Source organism: Psychrobacter sp. BF1 (assembly GCF_019279065.1).
GTDB lineage: Bacteria > Pseudomonadota > Gammaproteobacteria > Pseudomonadales > Moraxellaceae > Psychrobacter > Psychrobacter urativorans.
Window position 1 is genome coordinate 312,763 of sequence record NZ_JAGYWV010000001.1, and the last position, 21,345, is coordinate 334,107.

Consider the following 21,345-nt stretch of genomic DNA (forward strand, 5'->3'; position numbering starts at 1 on the left):
AAACTATAAGGTTCGCTCACTATGTGGCAACGGATTAAAACAGCAGTCGTGCTTATTGTCATTGTTGGTATTGCTTTATTTGCCAGCCAAACGCCTGTTCTGTTCGCTCCATTACTGGCCATCGGAGTGACGATTGCCGCTCATGAGTGGACTAAGCTAATGCCGAAATGGCGGCAGCCAATAGTGTTTGTATTGATAGTGCTAGTAGTAACTTTGGCTTCATTGATGCTCAAATTTACTTGGGTAGCTTGGTGGCTAGCGTCTCTAGTTATCTGGATGATGGCTCTATCGTGGGTCACTAAATTTCCTACTCATACAAAATGGTATGGCCAGCGCCTAGCCCTGATGGGTGTGGTTATCTTAACTGCCTCAATTACGGCAATGTTTTACTTATGGCAAGCGTCACCTTGGTGGCTTATGTACGTGTTCTTGATGGTTTGGTGCGCCGACAGCGGGGCTTATTTTGTTGGCCGTAAGCTTGGTCGCATTAAGATGGCACCGAATGTCTCGCCTAATAAGAGCATGGAAGGACTTGCTGGCGGTTTAGTAACAGGCTTAGTAGTAGTCGTTGCTATCAGCGTTTTCAAACTACAGTTAACCGGTATGGCGCTAGTAGCCTTTATTGGCTTATCAGCGCTGACAATATTGTCTTCGGTATTGGGCGATTTGTTTGAGTCGATGCTCAAGCGCCGTGCTAATGTAAAAGATTCAGGAACTATCTTGCCAGGTCATGGTGGTATCCTTGACCGTATTGACTCATTACTGTCTGCTACACCTGTATTTGCATTAGGATTTTGGGGCTTACAACAGCTAGGATTATTAGTTGTCTAAGTTGCAGATGTAACTGATTTCAGCTACTTTTATTAATTGACGATATCATAGGCACTACTAGTTATGACCCAACGCATCGCGGTACTAGGCGCAACTGGCTCAATAGGCGACAGCACTTTAGCGATATTGGCTGAACATCTACAAGACTATGAAGTCTATGCTTTATCAGGCCATCAGCGCTTGGATAAGCTCCTGAAGTTATGTCAGCAGTTTAAGCCTAAGCGGGTAGCAGTGCCGACTGAAGCAGTGGACGATTTTGCTAAACGTCTTAAACAGGCTGGATTGACTGCCGAGGTAGTCGGTGGCACGCAAGGTTTGATTGATGTTGCCACTGACAGCCAAGTCGATACGGTCGTTGCTGCTATCGTTGGTGCCGCAGGATTGCCTTCTACATTAGCGGCAGCTCGCGCGGGCAAGCGTATTCTGCTCGCTAACAAAGAAGCGTTGGTAATGGCCGGACAAGTGATGATAAAAGCAGTCAAGACTCATCACGCCACTTTATTACCGATAGACTCTGAGCACAATGCTATCTTTCAGTGTTTACCTGCCACTATTCAGCAAGATAACACCCAAATTCATGACGATAGCCACGGAGTACGTAAGCTGTGGTTGACCGCTTCTGGTGGACCATTTTTACAGCAGTCGTTTGCGCAGATGCAGCAAGCAGGGGTAGCCGAGGCAGTTAAGCATCCAAACTGGTCAATGGGTCAAAAGATATCTGTTGATTCAGCAACGATGATGAATAAAGGACTGGAGCTAATAGAAGCTTGTCATTTATTCGATCTACCAGAGAGCAAGATAAATGTGGTTATTCATCCACAAAGTATCATTCACTCAATGGTAGAATATAGCGATGGTAGCTTTTTAGCACAGCTAGGTAGTCCGGACATGAAGACGCCTATTGCCCATGCGCTCAGCTATCCGCAACGTATCGCTAGCGGCTCGCAGCCCTTAGATCTATATACGCTAAGCGGTCTAGAATTTATCAAGCCCGACTTGCAGAAATTTGCTTGTTTGCGTTTGGCTCGTCAAGCTATGCAAGCGGGTACTCAAGCGACTATTATTCTAAATGCGGCAAACGAGATTGCAGTAGAGGCTTTTTTGCAAGGTAAAGTGCGTTTAACCGATATCGCTAGCATTAACGAGCAAGCTTTGAGTGAAGTAAAAGCGTCAAAGCTAAGCGCTGATGCGGATATCGATGACATTTTAGCGATAGATAGCTTGGCTAGGCACTATACTGAAAGCTTAGTTAGGCAAATGCTTTAGAGCTTCTTTCTTGTTACCCTTAAGTCCTTTAATTGAGAGCGGCTCATGACATTTTTGTTAACGCTATTAGCGGCAATTTTTGTGCTAGGCCCTCTGATTGCATTGCATGAGTGGGGTCATTACATAGTGGCTCGACTTTGCGGTGTCAAGGTGCTGACCTATTCTATCGGCTTTGGTCCTAAGCTGGCGGGCTGGACTAGTAAACGCAGTGGTATCGACTATCGTATTTCTGCATTGCCTTTAGGTGGCTATGTAAAAATGCTTGATGAGCGCGAAGGTGCAGTGGCAAAAGAAGATCTGCATTTAGCCTTTAATAGGCAACATCCTCTAAAGAAAATAGCCATAGTCGCCGCTGGCCCGATCATGAACTTTATTATTGCTATTGGCCTATTTTGGGTGTTATTTATGACCCCATCAGAGCAGCTAGCCACTACTATTGGCCAAGTACTGCCCAATACGCCAGCAGCGAGTGCGCAGCTGCCAGCAGGAGACAAGATTGTCGCCATTGATGGTCATAAAGTACAGACTTGGGAAGGTATTAATTATCGGCTGGCTGGACGTATGGGCGAGACGGATAACGTCAGTGTCACCTTACAATCAGCTACTGATGCTACTAAACCAGCTACTACTTATCAAGCGCCTGTAAAGCGATTTATGCAAGGCAATGACCAAGGTAAGGATGCATTAAGCAGCTTTGGTATGTTACCTTGGCAGCCTAATATTGCGCCGATCGTAGGGGAGTTGAGTGTTGATGGCGCTGCTAGTCTACAAGGTATGAAAGTAGGTGATAAAATCACAGCGATCAATGGCACCCCTGTAACGGATTGGATTAGCGTTACTCGCATTATTCGCGATAGCCCTGAGGTATTATTGAGCTTTAGCGTATTGCGTAATGATAAGCCAGTAGAGCTAAAAATTATGCCGCAAGGCAAAAAAGACAATTTAGGTAATGATTTTGGTCAGATTGGGGCGATGGTTGCCCAGTCTGAAATCGTTGTCCCTGATGAGTTTAAAACGACTATAGTTTATGGTCCTGGTGAAGCACTAGTTAAATCATTCCAAAAGACTGAGCAGCTAGCCGTAATGACTATCGACTCTATGGGCAAAATGCTCTCAGGAATGATTGGTCTCGATAATTTATCTGGTCCGATTACTATTGCCAAAGTAGCCAAGCAAAGCTTTGATATCAGTTGGGAGATGGTATTATCTACGGCAGCTTTGATCAGTCTTAGTTTGGCAGTACTCAATCTATTACCTATTCCGGTGTTAGATGGTGGGCATATTGTCTATTATGTTATCGAGCTGATCCGTGGTAAGCCGTTGTCAGAGAGTTTCCAGATTGCTGGTTTTAATATCGGTCTACTCTTACTGTTAGGTTTCATGGTGTTAGCAATTGGTAATGATATTAGTCGGCTTTTTTGATCATTGTTAGTGATGAGAACTGGTCAAAATGCGCCACATTAACGTCTGTAGTAGGTATAATGTTGCGCTGATGAGTGCCATAGACTTTGCAAGATCTGTCCCTAAAACTGTACTAATAATAATTTTTAGTTTATTTTATCCTGCGTTTTATATACAGTGTCTTGAGTCCTACTTCGATAAGTTGTTGATTTTTTACTTATCGAGTCTGACGAAATACACTTTTTAACTTAACTTTAGCAAGTTTTTTATTGACGGATAGTGTTTATGCGTACGCCTTTATTTATGAGTGCGGCTGGGTTGCCGTTAGTGGTAGCAATGATGAGTGTATCGGCACAAGCTGCAGATTTTGTAGCGACCGATATTGGTTTTACAGGCTTACAGCGTCTGACCCCTGATAGCCTCTATCCTGTGTTGCCTATTTCAGTGGGTGATACCGTCACTGATAGCAGTCTTGCGGCTAGTATTAAAGCTCTGTATGCTACTGAAAACTTTGCCAATATTCAAAGCCGTGTTGAAGGTAATCGGCTACGTTTTGAAGTAGTTGAGCGTCCAGTCATCGCTGAAGTAAACTTTGAGGGTAACAAGCTTATCCCTAAAGAAGGCCTGACCCAAGGTTTAGATAACGCTGGTCTGTCTGTAGGCGATGTGCTGAAACAAGCCACGCTACAAGGGGTTGCTAATGAGTTACAGCAGCAATATATCAGCCAAGGCTATTACAATAGTAATATCGAGGTTGATCAAACAGTACTTGATGGTAACCGTGTCAAGTTAGATATACGCTTTATTGAAGGTAAGCCCTCAAAAGTAGTTGATATCAATATTATTGGTAATAGCCACTTTAGTGACAAACAGATAAGAGATGCGTTTGCGCTAAAAGAGTCTTCATGGACGCGCGCATTATCTAAATCTGATCGCTATGCGCAAGAAAAGCTGGCGGCCAGTTTAGAGAATTTGACTGCGCTATATCAGAATGATGGTTATGTACGCTTTTCAGTAGACAACGCTGTGTTAAACATCAGTGAAGATAAGAGTAGTGTATTCATTGAAATCAGCTTAACAGAGGGCGCGCAATACCAGTTCGGTGACATCAGTTTCTTAGGTAAGCCAACATTCGATACGGCAGAACTCAAAGATCTAGTAACTTTTGCCCCTAAAGATAAATACTCACAAGCTCAGCTAGACGCGACAACTTCAGCATTAAAAAGCCGCTATGGTAACGAAGGCTTTTACTTAGCCCAAATCCGTCCTGTGCCACGCATTAATGATGAAACTAAGGTCGTCGATGTCGATTACTATATTGATCCGGCACGACCAATCTATGTGCGCCGTATCAACTTTAATGGCAATCTACGTACTAAAGATGAAGTATTGCGCCGTGAAATGCGTCAGTTAGAAGGGGCTTTAGCTTCTAATGAAAAGATCCAGCTGTCACGTACTCGCTTGTTACGCACCGGCTTCTTTAAAGACGTTAAAGCTGATGTTAAACCAGTACCTAATCAGCCTGATCAAATCGATATTAACTACACTGTTGTTGAGCAGCCCTCTGGTAGCTCAACGATCGCTGCTGGTTACTCGCAAAGTGGTGGTGTGACTTTCCAGTTAGATTTGACTCAAAATAACTTTATGGGTACTGGTAACCGAGTAAAAGCCGCTTTATCACGTTCAGAAACTCGTGATTCTTATAGCTTAGGGTATACCGACCCTTACTTTACTGAAAATGGTGTCTCGCAAGGTATTAGTGCTTATTATCGCGAAACCAAATTCGATGATCGAAACGTAAGCAACTATGTGACTGATTCGTACGGTGGTACGCTGAACTACAGCTATCCAGTTGATGAGACTAAAAGGGTTAGTGCCGGTCTTAACATCGATAATACCACGGTACGTGGCGGCCGCAACCTTGGGGTAGTCAACGTCGATCGTATCCTTGAAAGTGGTGGCACAGTTGACGCTGTTAGAGATGATGCCGGTGAACTTATCGATGGCGTTTCTACCTTTAAGAATGACTATACCACCTATAATTTATTATTAGGATGGGACTATAGCACTCTAGATCGTCCGGTATTCCCAACCAAAGGTATGAGCCATACGGTAGACGGTACTATCGGTCTTGGTGATTCTAGCTTCCAAAAGCTCATTTATCGCGGCAACATCTATTATCCTATCTATAAAGACTGGGTAGCGCGTGGCTATACTAAGCTTGGCTATGGTAACAATTTACCATTTTATGAAAACTTCTATGCTGGTGGTTATGGCTCAGTGCGTGGTTATGAGTCTTCAAGTTTAGGCCCTAGATCTAAAGCCTATAGTGATGCAATCAGTGGTCGTGATCGTCTTAGAGATGAAGAAGTGGGCGGTAATGCATTAGCTAGCTTCGGGGCTGAGCTGATTTTGCCATTACCGTTTAAGGCTGATTGGGCTGATCAAGTGCGTCCAGTACTGTTTGCCGAGGGTGGACAAGTCTTTGACACTTCAGATAGAGAAAACCGTACCTTTATCGATCCTGTTAAGGGTACTGATACGGGTGTGCCATTGCTGCAACAAGACAATAAGATGCGCTTTAGTGCGGGTGCTGGTGTCACTTGGTACACGCCGATTGGCCCAGTCTCAATCAGCTATGCAGTGCCATTTGGTGACAAAGAAGGCGATCAGACAGAAAAAGTTCAGTTCCAAATCGGTAGTACGTTCTAAGACAGTTGTTAGTACTAGTAATACATAGAACAGCCCGCTAGCTTTAGAACATAGACGTAATAGAGGTTAGATAATATTTCTAGATCTAACCTCGAAATTCGATAGGCGGTAAGTTGACTACTCAACTTAGCGCCTACTTTCTTATACTAATAATACTAACGTTGACTATGATAACGATTGAACAACTTATCAGCCATATTGAGCAGCGCCAGCCCGTATTAAATAAGGCTGCCCTGAGTATTGAGCAATTACAGGTGCAACTGACCAGTATTGGCAGCCTAACTGACGCTAAAAGCACGCAATTAAGCTTTTTAGCAGATCCGCATTACATCTCCCGTCTAGGCGGTAGCCAAGCAGGAGCCGTGCTTATCACTGAGCCATTTAGCGCTCAAGTACCTACCAGCTCTGTGGGCTTAGTAGTAGCTACGCCTTACTTAGCTTACGCTAGTGCCAGTCAGCTATTCGCCCCCAACATACCCGCTAAAGCTATTCATCCTACTGCGGTGATCGCTGATAGTGCGATTATTGCTGCTGGGGTCAGCATTGGCGCCTTTTGTGTTATCGGTGAACAAGTGCAGATCGGCACAGGCAGTTGTCTAGATGCGCATGTAGTGATAGAAGATCGCAGTAGCATCGGTGACTATGCAGTGATCAAACCCCAAGTAGTAGTAGCGCATGACTGTATCATTGGTAGTCATGTGCGTCTACATGCTGGGGTAGTTATTGGCAGTGAAGGTTTCGGCTTTGCTCCTACTAGCGATCGTAGCAGCAGTGGTTGGGAGCGGATTGCGCAGCTTGGTCGAGTTATTATTGGCGATCATGTCCGTATCGGCAGCAACAGCTGTGTGGATCGTGGTGCCATTGATGACACTATCATAGGCAACCACGTCATTATCGACAACTTAGTACAAATTGCGCATAACGTGCATATTGGTGACGGAACGGCTATAGCCGCTAATACAGGTATTGCTGGTAGCACTATCATCGGTAAGCGCTGCATTATAGGCGGAGCAGTCGGCATCAATGGTCATGTTAAGATTACTGATGATGTGACGTTATCAGGTATGACCATGGTAACTAAGTCTATTCAGACCGCTGGCTCCTATTCTTCTGGAACAGCAGCTATGCCTACTGCCAAATGGCGACGTGCTGCGGTACGCTTTCGTCAACTTGGGGACAGCTAACGTTGCTCATTAATGCAGCATTATTATTAACTTTTATAAAATATCAATACGTTTGATTATAAATAAATTCTTATTACCTACTTTTATTAACAGCCCGCAACAATCGCAAGGAAGCAAGGCATGAACGCCATCGACATCGATATCGAGACTATTACAGAAGAAGATATAAAGTTATTAGCTGAGCAAGGCTTAACCTTACCGCTAAATTATCATACCCTTAAGCATTATTTGCCCCATCGTTATCCGTTTATGCTCGTCGATAGAATCACTGCCTGTAAACCTGGCGAGTGCATTACTGGTATCAAAAACGTGACTATTAATGAAGAGTATTTTAATGGCCATTTCCCTGATGAGCCGATCATGCCAGGTGTATTGATGGTAGAGTCCATGGCACAAGTATCAGGCGTGTTAGGCTTTATCAGTGCAGGGTTAACCGCTGAAGATGGCTATCTGTATTTGTTTGCAGGAGTAGATAAAGTCCGTTTTAAGCGCCGAGTTATTCCTGGTGATCAGCTGATTATTCGCGCTAAAACGATCATGCAAAAACAAGGTATTTATAAGTTCGACTGCACAGTACATGTAGGTACTGAACTAGCTGCCAGTGCGCAAGTAATGATTGCTCGCCAACAACAGCCTGCTTAATCTTATCTTTAGTAATGGCTGTTATTATTAATTGCTCTATTTATTAATGGCCATCAGGGTTAGTTAGCTTTAATTTTATGGTCCATTCTCAAGTTGCGAGTTAATAAAGTGACTGTAGGATGCCTGTAAATAATTACCAAACCAGTTTATAATGCGAATTTGCATTACTTTTTCGTATGAAAGAATACAAAGGCCTACATTATGAGTCAGATTCATCCTACCGCACTCATCTCACCATCAGCTACTATTGATGAAACCGCTGTTATTGGACCCTATTGTGTCATTGGTGATGAGGTGACTATCGGCGCTCATACTGTATTGCATCGACATGTAGTGGTTACTAAACTTACCCGTATCGGTCAACACAATCAAATCTATCAGTTCGCCAGTATTGGCGAGGATTCACAAGATCTAAAGTATGTTGGTGAGCGCACTTGGCTTGAGATTGGCGATCATAATACTATTCGTGAAGCTTGCAGTTTGCATCGTGGCACAGTGCAAGATAATGGCTTGACTAAAATTGGCAATCATAATTTGCTGATGGTCAATACCCATATTGCTCATGATTGTATGATTGGTGATAATAATATTTTTGCAAATAATGTTGGTCTCGCTGGGCACGTGATTATTGGCAACCACACTATAGTAGGAGGCAACTCAGGTATCCATCAGTTTTGCCGAGTCGACGATTACAGCTTGATTGGCGGTGCCAGTTTAATTTTAAAAGACGTAGCGGCCTTCACTATGGTATCGGGTAATCCTGCCAGCACTCATGGACTCAATGTTGAGGGCATGCGTCGCAAAGGCTGGACACAAGAAACTATAAACATTTTGCGCCAAGCTTATGTCACTATCTTTAGATCAGGATTAACCACTGCCCAAGCACTAGAAAAATTGCATGAGCAATTACCGCAAGAGCCTAAAATCCAGCTGCTAATCGATTCATTAGCAAATAGTAAACGTGGGGTAGTTCGCTAACTAATCCTCGCTCATTATTAGCAGGTATTAATGCTGCTCATACTTTAATTTACTATAGCCATAACTTATTGTTATGGCTTTTTGTATTTATGATTGCTTGACTTTTGGTGTCGATTAGCAGAAACTCTGAAATTATGTGAAGTAAGGTTGTAGCAACTTATTTTAACCAACAGCTAACTTATGATTTCTTTGATTATTTTGCGCCATTCAATGCAATAGTCAAAAATGATCAAAGAGATTATTAGTAGATTTTAGGAGTCTTGTATGGCACAACAAAGGGAAAACTGGTCCGGTAGAACTGGATTCATTATAGCCGCTATTGGTTCAGCGGTAGGCTTAGGTAACATATGGCGATTTCCTTATGTGGCCTATGATAATGGCGGTGGGGCATTCATGGTGCCTTATCTCATTGCTTTATTAACCGCAGGTATTCCACTATTATTCTTGGACTATGCCATTGGGCATAAGTATCGTGCCGCTGCCCCTCGAGCTTATAAAAAGATGGTACCTTCTGCCCAGTTTGTGGGCTGGTGGCAGACACTAGTGTCTTTCGTCATTGCCATTTATTACGCCGCAGTTATCGTTTGGGCCGGCAGTTATATGTTTTTCTCGTTTGGTCAGAAGTGGGGTGAAGATACTACCACTTTCTTTGTCAGCGACTTTGTACACCACACTGGTGACTTAACTTCAGTGTTCGTACCACAGATGTTCGTTGGTTTGCTCATCGTTTGGGCAGTATCTATGTTAATTATGTTTGGCGGTATTCGTAAAGGGGTTGAACTGGCTAATAAAATTTGCCTACCTTTATTGCTTATATTGTTTGGCATTATGGTATTCAAAGCCGTCAACTTACCGGGTGCAGTTATCGGTTTAAACGCTTTCTTCGAGCCAAACTGGGTCAAAATGCAAGATCCTAACGTCTGGTTAGCGGCTTATGGTCATGTATTTTTCTCACTATCAGTAGGCTTCGGTATTATGGTCACCTATGCCTCCTACCTACAGAAGAATACTAACTTAACAGGCGCAGGCCTAGTGGTTGGTTTTGCCAACTCTTCTTTTGAGCTTATCGCTGGTATTGGTATCTTTGCTGCTATCGGTTTTATGGCCCAATCAACTGGTCAAGATGTATCAGAGGTTGCTAGTGGTGGTGTTGGACTGGCGTTCTTTGTCTTCCCTAAAATAATTTCTACTATGGGCGCAAGCGGTGATATCGTGGGTTTCCTATTCTTCGGCTCTTTAGTAGTTGCTGGGATCAGTTCGCTAATCAGTATTCTTGAAGTGCCTATTTCTGCTTTTCAAGATAAGTTTGATTGGCCACGCAAAAAAGCAGTTGCAGTGATAGGCGGAGTTTGTGCGATTATCTCTATCGCTGCTTTCTCTACTGGCAGCTCTTTGGTACTAGTAGATGTGATCGATCACTTTGCTAATAATATCGGTATCGTGGCTGGTGGTTTGATGTCAATTATTTGGTTGACTTGGTTTAATCGCCGTAAAATCCCAGGCATACTTGCTCATATCAATCGTGTTTCTAGTATCAAATTAGGTGGTGCTTGGATATTTATGCTAACAGTCATTACTCCAACAGTGCTAACTATTGCTTTAGGTTTAAAAATTGTCGATCTCGTTAAAACCCCTTATGAAGGCTACTCTACAACCATCCTATTATTATTTGGTTGGGGCATCGTAGTATTCTTCGGCTTAGGAGCATTTGTACTTAGTAGTATGAAAGGGGTATATGATGAAGAAGATGACAAGGCTCGTTTACTTGATGACGCACCTTAATAAAATGATATTTTAATAGGAAATTATTATGAGTACTTCAGCAATTATTTTTATGATTATCTCCATGGTGCTTATATGGGGCGGCTTACTTTTCTCTATCGTTCACCTAAAGAACCATCCTGATATTCCAATGAATCAACTGCCAGACGATCAGATTTAGTATGAGCGTCAAGCTCAAAAGCGCAAGGTTTTAGAGCATTAAAGTCTTTAACCTTAGCACTATGACTTTAATAAAAATGCCAGTCAGCTTTCACTGTCTGGCATTTTTGTTTTAGCAGATAAACCTTAACAACGATTTAGCGCAAATTTAATTCAGGTACACTCTGACCACGCTTAGCGTAAAACTCGCTAACGAATTGATCAAAGGTATCTTGTTCAATAGCTTCTCTTATACCAGCCATTAAGCGCTGATAATAACGCAAGTTATGAATAGTCGCCAATTGCGCGCCTAGCATCTCTTTACACTTATTAAGATGATATAAGTAAGCACGGCTAAAGTTTTGGCAAGTATAGCAATCGCATTCAGGATCTAATGCACCTTCATCTTCTCTATATTGGCTATTACGAATACGCACTACACCGACATTGTCTGCGTTACCAGTGACAAAGTAATGGCCATTACGTGCATTACGAGTAGGCATTACGCAGTCGAACATATCAACGCCACGACGCACCCCTTCAACGAGATCCTCAGGCTTACCCACACCCATCAAGTAGCGCGGTTTATCGGCTGGCATGTCATCAGGAAGGTAATCAAGCACATCTATCATTTCTTCTTTGGGTTCCCCAACTGACAGACCACCAATGGCGTAACCATCAAAGCCAATCTCAAGCAAACCCTCAAGCGACTGCTGACGCAAATCAGCATACATACTGCCTTGGATAATACCGAATAGGGCATTAGTGCTGCCTAATTTATTATGCTCGTCAACACAACGTTGTCCCCAGCGCAGCGATAGCTCCAATGACTTTTTGGCTTCGTCATGAGTAGCCGGATAGGGTGTACACTCATCGAACTGCATAACGATATCAGAATTAAGACTGTATTGAATTTGCATTGATTTTTCTGGTGACAGGAACACTTTAGCGCCATCGATAGGCGATTTAAAGTTGACACCTTCTTCAGTAATCTTGCGCATGGCTCCTAAGCTAAATACTTGGAAGCCGCCTGAATCGGTCAATATTGGCTTATCCCAATGCATAAATTTATGCAAACCACCGAATTTGTCGATGATATCTGTACCTGGACGCAGCCATAAGTGAAAAGTATTACCTAAGATGATATCAGCGCCTATGGCCTCGATATCGCGAGGCAGCATACCTTTGACCGTACCATAAGTACCGACTGGCATAAAAGCAGGGGTTTGTACCTCTCCGTGATTAAGGTGAACCGTACCACGACGGGCACGAGTCTCACCGCTAGCGGTTTTGTGTAAAGTAAATTGCATATAGTAGTCACTGTTTAAACAATAAAAATAGCGCTAATTATAGCATTGCTGACTGTTTATTGGGACGTTGATGCTTTATAAGCGGGTAATAATGTACTAAGCGCCGAATGTAATAAGCGACGAATGTACTAAGCCCATAGAATAAGCGGCTAATAGTTAGCTTAAGTCATAACGAAAAAATACAGACAGTAAGGTTAGGTTGTTGCTATGGTGATAGGCTATTAAAATAGCAGTTTTTATCTAAAAGTTAAGCACTGCTAGTTTAGTGGGGAGATAGATTATGCAAGCTACTACTTATCTGCTGCTAGGCAGTTTATTAATGTTACCAGGAGTGGCTATGGCGACCGAAGAACCTAATTTTACTATATTAAACCAAACTGAAGATTTTGAGCTGCGTCGCTACGATGCACAAATCGTCGCCCAAACGTGGGTGACGGGCGACCAAAATCAGGCAGGTAATAAAGGTTTTAGGATATTAGCTGATTATATCTTTGGTAATAATACTGCACCTAATGGCGAGAGTAGTAAGATCAGCATGACCACGCCGGTTAAGATGCAGCCACAAACTGGCACATCAGCAAAGATTGCCATGACTGCACCTGTTACGGTGCAAGAGAATGATGGTAAGTGGCGAGTAAGGTTTGTGATGCCAAGCAAATACACTATGCAGACTCTGCCAAAACCTAACAATCGGGCAGTCAGTATTATCGAAGTGCCAGCGAAGACTTACGGGGTTATCAAGTTTTCAGGACTGACTGGTAATAAAAAAGTCGCTGCTAAGACAGCAGAATTAGAGGCTTGGATGCAGGGCTTAAATATAATAGGTACTGCCGAAATGGCGCGCTACAATCCACCTTGGACTCTACCGTTTATGCGTCGTAATGAGATTATGATTGAGTACCAAGCAAAATAGCAATTTTTATTCACAAGAGGGCTTGTTAATAATGAAGGTTTTTTATTAGCTAAGCCGTTCGATAAGTGAGACATTATCGCTATGAGTAAAGTGTTGTCGGGTATAACTTAAGCTTAAATGCATCAATCTAACCTAATAAAAAAGACAGCCTAAGCTGTCTTTTTTGATTTTATCGATAACTGAGTTTTTTATAGCAGATATTAGCTTTTTTGTTCACGGATAATGTTTAGCATGCGACGTAACGGTTCTGCTGCGCCCCATAACAGCTGATCACCGACAGTAAAGGCACCTAAGTATTCAGGACCCATATTGAGCTTACGCAGACGGCCAACAGCTACAGTGAGTGTCCCAGTGACCGCAACCGGCGTTAGACGCTGCATACTGGCTTGCTTGTCATCTTCGACCACATCTAGCCACTCATTACCACTATTTTTTAGTGCTGCTTCAATCTCTGATAAAGGAATATCTTTTTTAAGCTTAATGGTCAGCCCTTGTGAATGACAACGCATCGCACCGATACGCACGCACATGCCATCGATAGGGATAGCGTTATCACTGTCATTACCAAGGATTTTGTTGGTCTCAACACCGCCTTTCCATTCTTCTTTAGATTGCTTATTGTCTAATTGCACATCGATATAAGGAATCAAGCTACCCGCGAGTGGCACGCCAAAATACTGCTGCGGAAAATCAGCTGAGCGCTGGGTGGCGGCTATTTTTTTATCAATCTCAAGGATAGCGCTTGAAGGATCTGCTAGCTCATCGGCAACCGCATCACGTAATACGCCCATACCTTCGATCAGCTCACGCATATTATTAGCACCAGAGCCACTAGCAGCCTGATAAGTCATTGCGCTGACCCATTCAACCCAGCCTTTATTAAACAGCTCACCAATGGCCATCAGCATCAACGATACGGTACAGTTACCACCGATGAAGTCTTTTTTACCAGCAGTTAGAGCGCTATCGATCACTTTGCGATTGACCGGATCAAGAATGATGATACTGTCATCTTCCATACGTAGAGTACTAGCAGCATCAATCCAGTAGCCATTCCAGCCACTATCACGTAAAGGCTGATGTACTTTTTGCGTATAGTCACCCCCTTGACAGGTGATAATCACCTCACAAGCGGCTAGTGCCTCAATATCATGAGCATCTTTAAGTTGGCTAGTTTCAATACCATCGAAGCTTGGTGCATCGCCACCAGCGTTGCTGGTTGAGAAGAACACTGGGCTAATACCAGAAAAGTCATTCTCATCGCGCATACGCTGTATTAGCACTGACCCGACCATACCACGCCAGCCTACCAAACCTACTGTTAAGTTGCTCATCGATTGTAATCCTTTTTTACAGTTATTTATTGCTATGTCAACCAATAACAATGCCGTGAATAGCTATAAAAAGCAAGGCGTTTACCACTATTTTAACGATTTATTGACTACTATTCGCTATAGATATTATAACTTTGGGTTATTATTAGCCGCTAATGCTTTACAAGTGCTCCCATATAAGTTGTAGAGTATTTATTTAATAGCTATACAATCCAGTCCAAACATAGTGCACAATAGGCGTTAAAAATATTATGGTTATTTAAAACATGGTATTCATTATTCACTTGATAGTCGGTTAAACAACTTTATGGATTTATCTGCCCTATATTATGGTATCCAGCTGCTCGCAGGACTGATTATTTTTGTGACGGTTTGGGGCTGGCTACCATTAGACAATTGGTGGGTGCGCGGCGTTGAGTTTCCGCGTATCCAAATTATGGTGCTGGGGTTCTCAGCTTGGCTAGGTCTATTATTATTTTGGGCACAATGGTCGCTGTGGCAATGGCTACTATTTATAGCGCTAACTACTAGTGTCGCCTTTCAGATCAGAATGATACTGCCCTACACAAGGCTATGGAAAAAGGAAGTGCAGAGCGCTAACAATAGCTCTGAAGCTAAAGTAAACCAGCTCAAAATCATGGTCTCAAATGTGCTGACTCCCAATAAGAATAAGCAAAAGCTAGTCGATTTAGTCAACCAAAAACAGCCTGATATCTTGATTACTCTTGAGACTGATGGCGAATGGCAACAGGCAATGAGCGTGATTGAATCTGATTACCCTTATACAGTCAAAGTGCCATTAGATAATTTATATGGTATGCACTTATATTCTAAGTTGGAGTTGATAGATCCTGAAGTGAAGTACCTGATGATTGATGATATTCCTTCGATTCACACTCAGTTACGTCTACCGAGTGGTCGAGTCATTTGGCTATATTGTCTACACCCTATGCCGCCGAGTCCAACTGAAGCGGACAAATCTACTACTCGTGATGCTGAACTGCTGATGGTTGGTCAACATATCAAGAAAAATAAACAAACCGCCATCTTAGCGGGTGACTTAAATGATGTGGCTTGGTCAAAGACTACTCGTCGTTTCCAACGTATCTCAGGGCTATTAGACCCCCGTATCGGTCGACATTTCATTAACACTTTCCATGTAAAATATCCGTTTTTACGATGGGCTTTGGATCATATTTTTCATAGTGCCTGTTTTACTGTGGTTGATATAAAACGCCTGCCTTCTATCGGCTCAGATCACTTTCCAGTATTGACTACCTTACAGTACCAGCCTGAAGAAACCGCTAAGCAAGAAGAGAACGCCCCAACTCCCGAAGCTGAAGATATTAGAGAAACTGAAAATAAGATTAAGGCTGGCAAGGAAGAGGGACGTAAGGTTTCTAAAGAGCATGCAGAAGAAGCTAAATAAAAAACCAATCATCACCTTAAGACAGTGATAGTAATTAATAAATAACGATTTTGATTAAGATGACTGGTGTTTTATTTTATCGCCTAAGCCGTATTAAAAACTCATTCAAATATTGTAAGCAAATGCTTACATCGATTGGGGCTTTTAGCGTCTAGGCGAATCCTTAGCTTTGCATTACAATACCCTCATCGACACAAGGATAAGTAAGGATGCGGTGTTGAGACGCTGGTAGCATGACTATAGAGTAGTCTATTTTGTTACAAACTAGCGTGTATGACTTAGGATGAGTCAGCAAGGATAAAATAATAACAATCTGCTAAATAAACTAAAACCCGAACCTATTGCCCAAGGTTTGGGTTTTTTCTTGTCAGTAAATTAATGAGATCAAATAGCTTCAAAGTGATAACGGTTAGCATAAAAAAAGAGCCTATATAGTAATATAGGCCCTAATGGTTAACTCTCAGCAGTGTCTAGTTGTGAATCTTCAACACCGCTTAGCTATTATCTAGCTATCACTCAAGCACTTGAATATAAGCACCGGCTCGTAGCTCTTGCAACCAATCTTCTTGGGCTTGTGGCGCTAAACGCTGGTATAGAGCTTGACGAGCCATATTACGGCGATACTCGCTACTAGCATCATACTGACGCTTGTCTGCCACTTTTAAGATATGCCAGCCAAACTGAGTCTTAAAGGGCGCAGAATAATCGTTAACGCTAGTGTTCTTCATTACCGCTTCAAACGGACCGATCATATCTTGTTCGCTAACCCATTCTAGATCACCACCGCGTCCTGCTGAGCCGGGATCGTCAGAATAAGTAGCCGCTAGTGCTGAAAAGTCAGCCCCTTGGCGCAGCTGATTATAAAGGTCATTAATTTTTTGTTCAGCAAGAGCATCAGTTTGTAAGTCATCGACTTTAACTAAGATATGACTAGTACGCCACTGAGGCACAATCATGCTATCGCTGTCTTTTTTATTAGCCAGCTTTATGATATCGATGCCTTCAGGGGTTACAAGCGGTGCACTAACTTCACCTACGGCAAGCTTAGTGATTTCACTAGATAATTCAGTAGGTAGCGCCGCTGCTTTATGAAAGCCCATATCACCACCTTGTAGTGGTATAGCATAGCTACCTTGAACAGCAGCAACAGCAGCATCTACGTCTACATTTGGTGCTTGTAAGCGCTTACGCAATGCTTCTGCTACTGCTAAAGCTTCAGCACGTTGTGCTGGTGATAAGCGGCTATAATCATCGATATAGGGCACACGCACGTGGATAGTTTGATATTCGCTTTGATTGAGACGTTTGGCTTCAGGTGAGGCCAAGAATGAATCAATATCTTGTTCACTAATGCGCACACGATTGCTGACTTGGCGTTGCTGTAAGGTTTGAATAGCAGCGTCCTCAATCAGCTTACTACGTAGACTAGCGTAGCCACCAGCTTGCTGGGAATCCATACGTTGTTGTAGAGCACTAAGACTATCGAGGCCTTCGGCTTCAGCGATTTTTGCTAGGCGCTGATTAATAGCTGCCTCATCAGGCTTAATACCAACACGGTTAATTAATGACAGCTGTAACTCGCGCAGAATTAAGGAATTTAATACTTCAGACTGGAGCTGAGCAGAATTGGGTAACGGCTGACCGGCATTTTTTGCACGCAATTGAGTCTGAATGACCGCGTTGATTAAATCGCTCTTTAAGATAGCATTGTCATTAACTAGCGCAATAATACCGTCGGTACTGTTACTAGCAGTCAGACGATTGCTAGTACTTTGACTAGCGCTAGTACTACTACTGGTCGCAGCAGCTTGGTTTTTGACGGTTGCTGCTTGAGCATTAAGACTCAAAGCAAGTCCAGCGCTCATTACTAATAACACCGCACTACTGGTCTGACGTAAACAAAAAATTCTCATAATGCTCCTGATCACTATCATCTTATAAGATGGGAGTTGTGTGACTGTATCTATAAAGGCTTAATTAACTATCAGTGCTTAGCTAGCTATTAAAAATATTTAGTATAACTTAATACAACAAAGGCATTGAGTCGCTAAAGGTTGGCAACCCTCATAACATTAGTGCTTTTTATAGACCATTTAGCTAGTCAATGAGACTTTAGCTATTTTATAAGCCTATAGCTATTGAACTATCCTTTAATGGCTTATTAATCTTTCCAAGCGGTTTGTACCGGCTCAAAGCCTAACACTTTGTCAGAGAGCAGACGCGTCAGGCGACTATTACCACTACCCAAACCATTCAATCTAATTTCAGCCATTACTGCTTGCGTAGGTTCATCTCTGACATTCAAATCATTATAATAACGACGGCCATAAACGGCAAAACCAAAGCAGCAATCTTCGTAATCCACCCCAACTAAAGCATCTAGTATTTTATCGCGGCGATGGTCATATTGACCTTGTGCTATCACCCGCCAATTGTTATTTACAGGGAAGATAGCAGAAGCGGTAACAGCTGATAACGGCAACTGATTAGTGTTTTCATCACTTTGACGCTTGACATAACCGATGTTGAATAGACTGTTATTAGAAGGCTGATAGCGTAGTTCAGTAGTGATAAAGTTTAGATTATAACTGTTGTCGAGCGCTCCGCTCAAATCAACCCAGACATTGTTGTAAGGTTGTAAACTACTATTCCAGACCATTCCTGATGATGAAGTATTAAACAGCTGGTTATCCCCATCGAGGGTAACACGACCATCATCGATGTAAAACTGCTCTGCAATGCTACCATCAAAACGTGTCACACCCGTTGCATCGATGTAACGATAATTAACTCCAGGGGTGATAGCATGCAAATCTTGCAAGCGATCATGGCCTAAGAACCAGCTATCAGAAAACAGTTGGTCATAGTTAACTGAGGCAATACGGGTGTTAAAGTTAGGGATATCGTTCTGATCTTCAAACGGCGAATAAGTATATTTCAAGCGAGGACTTACTAGCTGGTAGCCGCCCATAGTGTTATCAAAAGCACCGAATGGCGAGCCTGCGCGATATAAATATAGCCCTGCATCAATACTGGCTTGAGGTACAAATACTGACTGACTGCCATTCTCTTGATCCAGCGAGTTATCGGCTAAGCTGTCTTGATCGTAGGAGGTATATAAATGCTGCAAACTAACTTTAGGTTTGATATAGCCCCAAGATTTTTCTATCGGATAAGCGGCGCTAAGTTTGTTATAGACACGCAATCCGCTTTTTTCCGCCTCTGAGCCATCATTGATAGATTTTTTAAAGTAGGCGGAGTCGTGAACCCCAGTAATGTCGAAACTCTTCGCCCAAGGCAAACGGTAATCTAGAGTCAACTGTGGCAAGCGTGAGTAGGGCTTATCTTTGTCTTGTAGCGCCTGACCATTATCATTAAAGGCATCTAGAGTCTGGAAGGTTTCAACCTTAAGCTCACCATTCACATAGTCATTATAATAGTTGAGTCGTGCCCGTGTAGGTAGATTGACTGTATTGTCTGACAGTCCTAAAGTATCGAAGTCGTTCAGGTAATCTGAATCTGAGACGTAGCTGTATTTAGCATCACCGCTTAAGCGTGGAATGCTAGAGGAGGACCAGTAATGATCATAAAAAAAGCTACTGCGATCCTCGCCGTCATAGTTTTTATCATTGGGTAAGTAAGAACCGCTGAATACCCCTTCACCATAGCCTTCAGTCAGGTAGCGAAATTCACCTGAGAGCATAGGATTACGGTTGGTATAAATATGAGTATTAATAGTGGCATCATAATTAGGAGCTAAATTGAGATAATAAGGAACATCAATCTCAAGACCGTTCTCACTACCGATACTAGCGCTAGGGAGCAAGAAGCCACTACTACGACGAGCATCAATAGGGAAGTTAAAATAAGGCAGATAAAATACTGGAATATCAGCTATGCGGAAGGTGGTGTCATAAGCCTTACCACGTCCAGTATCAGTATCTAAATCAATGCTCTTAGCTTCCAGCTGCCACTTACGATCAGTAGGCGGACAAGTACTGAACATTACATTGTCCAGCTCATATTGGCTATCGTTAGGACGATTAAGACGCTCAGCATAACCGTGCGCTTGTAGAGGTACACTAGCAAATGCAACCCCGTAAGCTGTCGATTGTCCCGATTCTGTATTATAAGCTAAGCTATCGGCTACCCCAATCAGGCCACCATCAGAAGCTTTTTCGGTAAGCGTAGGTTGGCTATTGCGGTTAGCAAAGATATTTCGCCCACTATTGCTGCCAACACTGTTCTTACTATTACTACTACTATTGTTGCTGGTCGCTTTATTGGTGAACAACACTTTGCCTTGAGCGGCAGCTACACCGGTAGTTAAGTCTAGTACTACTTTTTCGGCCTCAATATGCTGCATCCCTTGGTCAATGATGACATTCCCTGAAAGCTCAGCATAATCAACATTGTCATAATAGCCGTAATCGGCTTCTGCAAATAGCGCAGACTTACCATCAGGAGCCGTATTGGAGTTGGCATTCGGCGCAAAGTTATCTTGATTATTGTTTAAATTACCATTAGCTTCGTTAACTGCGCGTTGGTAGTTTGGGTTGTTAGTAGGGTAGACCCATTGGCCTTCGCAACGTTGCGCACTATCTACCGAGTTGGGAAGTAGCTTTAGGTCAGAACCTAATGGGCGTAACGTTTCGCTATTTGACTGGGTATTAGTAGTAGGCTTATTTAAGCCTTTATCGAACTTCGAATCTGGAGTTAATTCATAGAACTCTGCTAAACGCACTAGGCTCTCTTGCACGCTTTCATCTTTTACATTGAGACGGCTGCTAGTGGTAGTCGACGATTTACTTGCAGCAGTAGTCAGTGCTTTAGGGGTAGAAGAGCGCTTCGCTTGCTCAGCTATATCGTTAGTATTAACATTAGCTTCGCTAGTATCCTCTGTAATAGCCGTCACTGCTATATTGTTTTCAGCGCTCAATTCTTCAGCAGCGTTTAGCTCTTCAGTAGCAAGCGCCACAGTATTAGCATTGCTTTGATTATAGGATTGATCAAAGTAGCTGTTATCCGTGTAGGAACGGTTAGCATTAGAGTCTTTTTGCAAGTTAGTACTGGCAATAGTAGGACTATCCGCCACTAAAGCTGCCGCTATTTGCGGATTTGCAGCTGCTAACTCAGCTGCGCTTACGCTCAACCCAGTCAAACTTAAGGCGCCAAATAAAATCAGACGAATGCTTTGGTAAAGCGGAGAATATAACAAGGGCACACCTATGATTACAAAGTCTAATGGATGACGACTTACTTTTACTGTTTATTAGCCGCAAGTACTGTTTATTAACCACAAATTTAACAAGCTTTAACGGTTATTTGCGCTTCAACAACGGCTATATGCTATCTATACTGTTCACAATAGCAAACAGTGTTAGTCTATATTGATATAGTCCTCTATTTGAGGATTATATAGTTA

At 42.7% G+C, this 21,345-nt stretch carries 15 protein-coding genes; 11 read left to right on the forward strand and 4 right to left on the reverse strand.

Features of this window, described 5'->3' with window-relative positions:
• Positions 1-21: 21 nt before the first annotated feature.
• The 9 genes from KZA12_RS01320 (at position 22) to KZA12_RS01360 (ending at position 10,956) form a co-directional block, all read left to right on the forward strand.
• On the forward strand, positions 22-831 hold the full coding sequence (locus KZA12_RS01320; protein WP_201622343.1) for a phosphatidate cytidylyltransferase: 810 nt from the start codon (positions 22-24) through the stop codon (positions 829-831).
• A 63-nt stretch (positions 832-894) separates the two neighbouring features.
• Positions 895-2,097, forward strand: a complete 1,203-nt coding sequence (gene ispC / locus KZA12_RS01325; protein ID WP_218688946.1) for a 1-deoxy-D-xylulose-5-phosphate reductoisomerase — start codon at positions 895-897, stop codon at positions 2,095-2,097.
• 45 nt (positions 2,098-2,142) lie between these two features.
• A complete protein-coding gene (rseP, locus tag KZA12_RS01330; protein ID WP_218688947.1) occupies positions 2,143-3,519 on the forward strand; it encodes an RIP metalloprotease RseP in 1,377 nt (458 codons plus the stop codon).
• Between the two features lie 264 nt (positions 3,520-3,783).
• Positions 3,784-6,210, forward strand: a complete 2,427-nt coding sequence (gene bamA, locus KZA12_RS01335) for an outer membrane protein assembly factor BamA (RefSeq protein WP_201622340.1) — start codon at positions 3,784-3,786, stop codon at positions 6,208-6,210.
• A 167-nt stretch (positions 6,211-6,377) separates the two neighbouring features.
• Positions 6,378-7,394: a UDP-3-O-(3-hydroxymyristoyl)glucosamine N-acyltransferase gene (lpxD, locus tag KZA12_RS01340; RefSeq protein WP_218688948.1), complete on the forward strand. Its 1,017-nt coding sequence runs from the start codon at positions 6,378-6,380 to the stop codon at positions 7,392-7,394.
• A gap of 120 nt (positions 7,395-7,514) precedes the next feature.
• The gene (fabZ, locus tag KZA12_RS01345) at positions 7,515-8,036 is read left to right on the forward strand and encodes a 3-hydroxyacyl-ACP dehydratase FabZ (protein ID WP_218688949.1); all 522 of its coding nucleotides are present in this window, start codon (positions 7,515-7,517) and stop codon (positions 8,034-8,036) included.
• Between the two features lie 201 nt (positions 8,037-8,237).
• Positions 8,238-9,014, forward strand: a complete 777-nt coding sequence (lpxA, locus tag KZA12_RS01350; RefSeq protein ID WP_218688950.1) for an acyl-ACP--UDP-N-acetylglucosamine O-acyltransferase — start codon at positions 8,238-8,240, stop codon at positions 9,012-9,014.
• A gap of 264 nt (positions 9,015-9,278) precedes the next feature.
• Positions 9,279-10,796 (forward strand): sodium-dependent transporter, encoded by a 1,518-nt coding sequence (locus KZA12_RS01355; RefSeq protein ID WP_201622336.1) that lies wholly within the window; start codon positions 9,279-9,281, stop codon positions 10,794-10,796.
• Positions 10,797-10,824: 28 nt separating this feature from the next.
• Positions 10,825-10,956, forward strand: a complete 132-nt coding sequence (locus KZA12_RS01360; RefSeq protein WP_218688951.1) for a methionine/alanine import family NSS transporter small subunit — start codon at positions 10,825-10,827, stop codon at positions 10,954-10,956.
• A 136-nt stretch (positions 10,957-11,092) separates the two neighbouring features.
• Here the strand turns inward: KZA12_RS01360 and tgt are convergent, their stop codons facing one another.
• Entirely contained in the window at positions 11,093-12,244 is a 1,152-nt protein-coding gene (gene tgt / locus KZA12_RS01365; protein WP_201622334.1) for a tRNA guanosine(34) transglycosylase Tgt, read from the reverse strand.
• A 280-nt stretch (positions 12,245-12,524) separates the two neighbouring features.
• Between tgt and KZA12_RS01370 the strand changes: the two genes are divergently transcribed.
• Positions 12,525-13,157 carry a heme-binding protein gene (locus KZA12_RS01370; protein ID WP_218688952.1) on the forward strand — a complete coding sequence of 211 codons (633 nt, stop codon included), beginning with the start codon at positions 12,525-12,527 and terminating at the stop codon, positions 13,155-13,157.
• A 200-nt stretch (positions 13,158-13,357) separates the two neighbouring features.
• Here the strand turns inward: KZA12_RS01370 and asd are convergent, their stop codons facing one another.
• On the reverse strand, positions 13,358-14,491 hold the full coding sequence (asd, locus tag KZA12_RS01375) for an aspartate-semialdehyde dehydrogenase (RefSeq protein ID WP_218688953.1): 1,134 nt from the start codon (positions 14,489-14,491) through the stop codon (positions 13,358-13,360).
• A gap of 307 nt (positions 14,492-14,798) precedes the next feature.
• On the opposite strand from asd, the gene KZA12_RS01380 reads away from it, so the two are divergent.
• Complete coding sequence (locus KZA12_RS01380; protein ID WP_218688954.1) at positions 14,799-15,920, forward strand: endonuclease/exonuclease/phosphatase family protein; 1,122 nt, start codon at positions 14,799-14,801, stop codon at positions 15,918-15,920.
• Positions 15,921-16,432: 512 nt separating this feature from the next.
• Here KZA12_RS01380 and KZA12_RS01385 read toward each other — a convergent pair.
• Positions 16,433-17,833: a peptidylprolyl isomerase gene (locus KZA12_RS01385; protein WP_218688955.1), complete on the reverse strand. Its 1,401-nt coding sequence runs from the start codon at positions 17,831-17,833 to the stop codon at positions 16,433-16,435.
• A gap of 248 nt (positions 17,834-18,081) precedes the next feature.
• Positions 18,082-21,138, reverse strand: a complete 3,057-nt coding sequence (locus tag KZA12_RS01390; protein ID WP_218688956.1) for an LPS-assembly protein LptD — start codon at positions 21,136-21,138, stop codon at positions 18,082-18,084.
• Positions 21,139-21,345 lie beyond the last annotated feature (207 nt).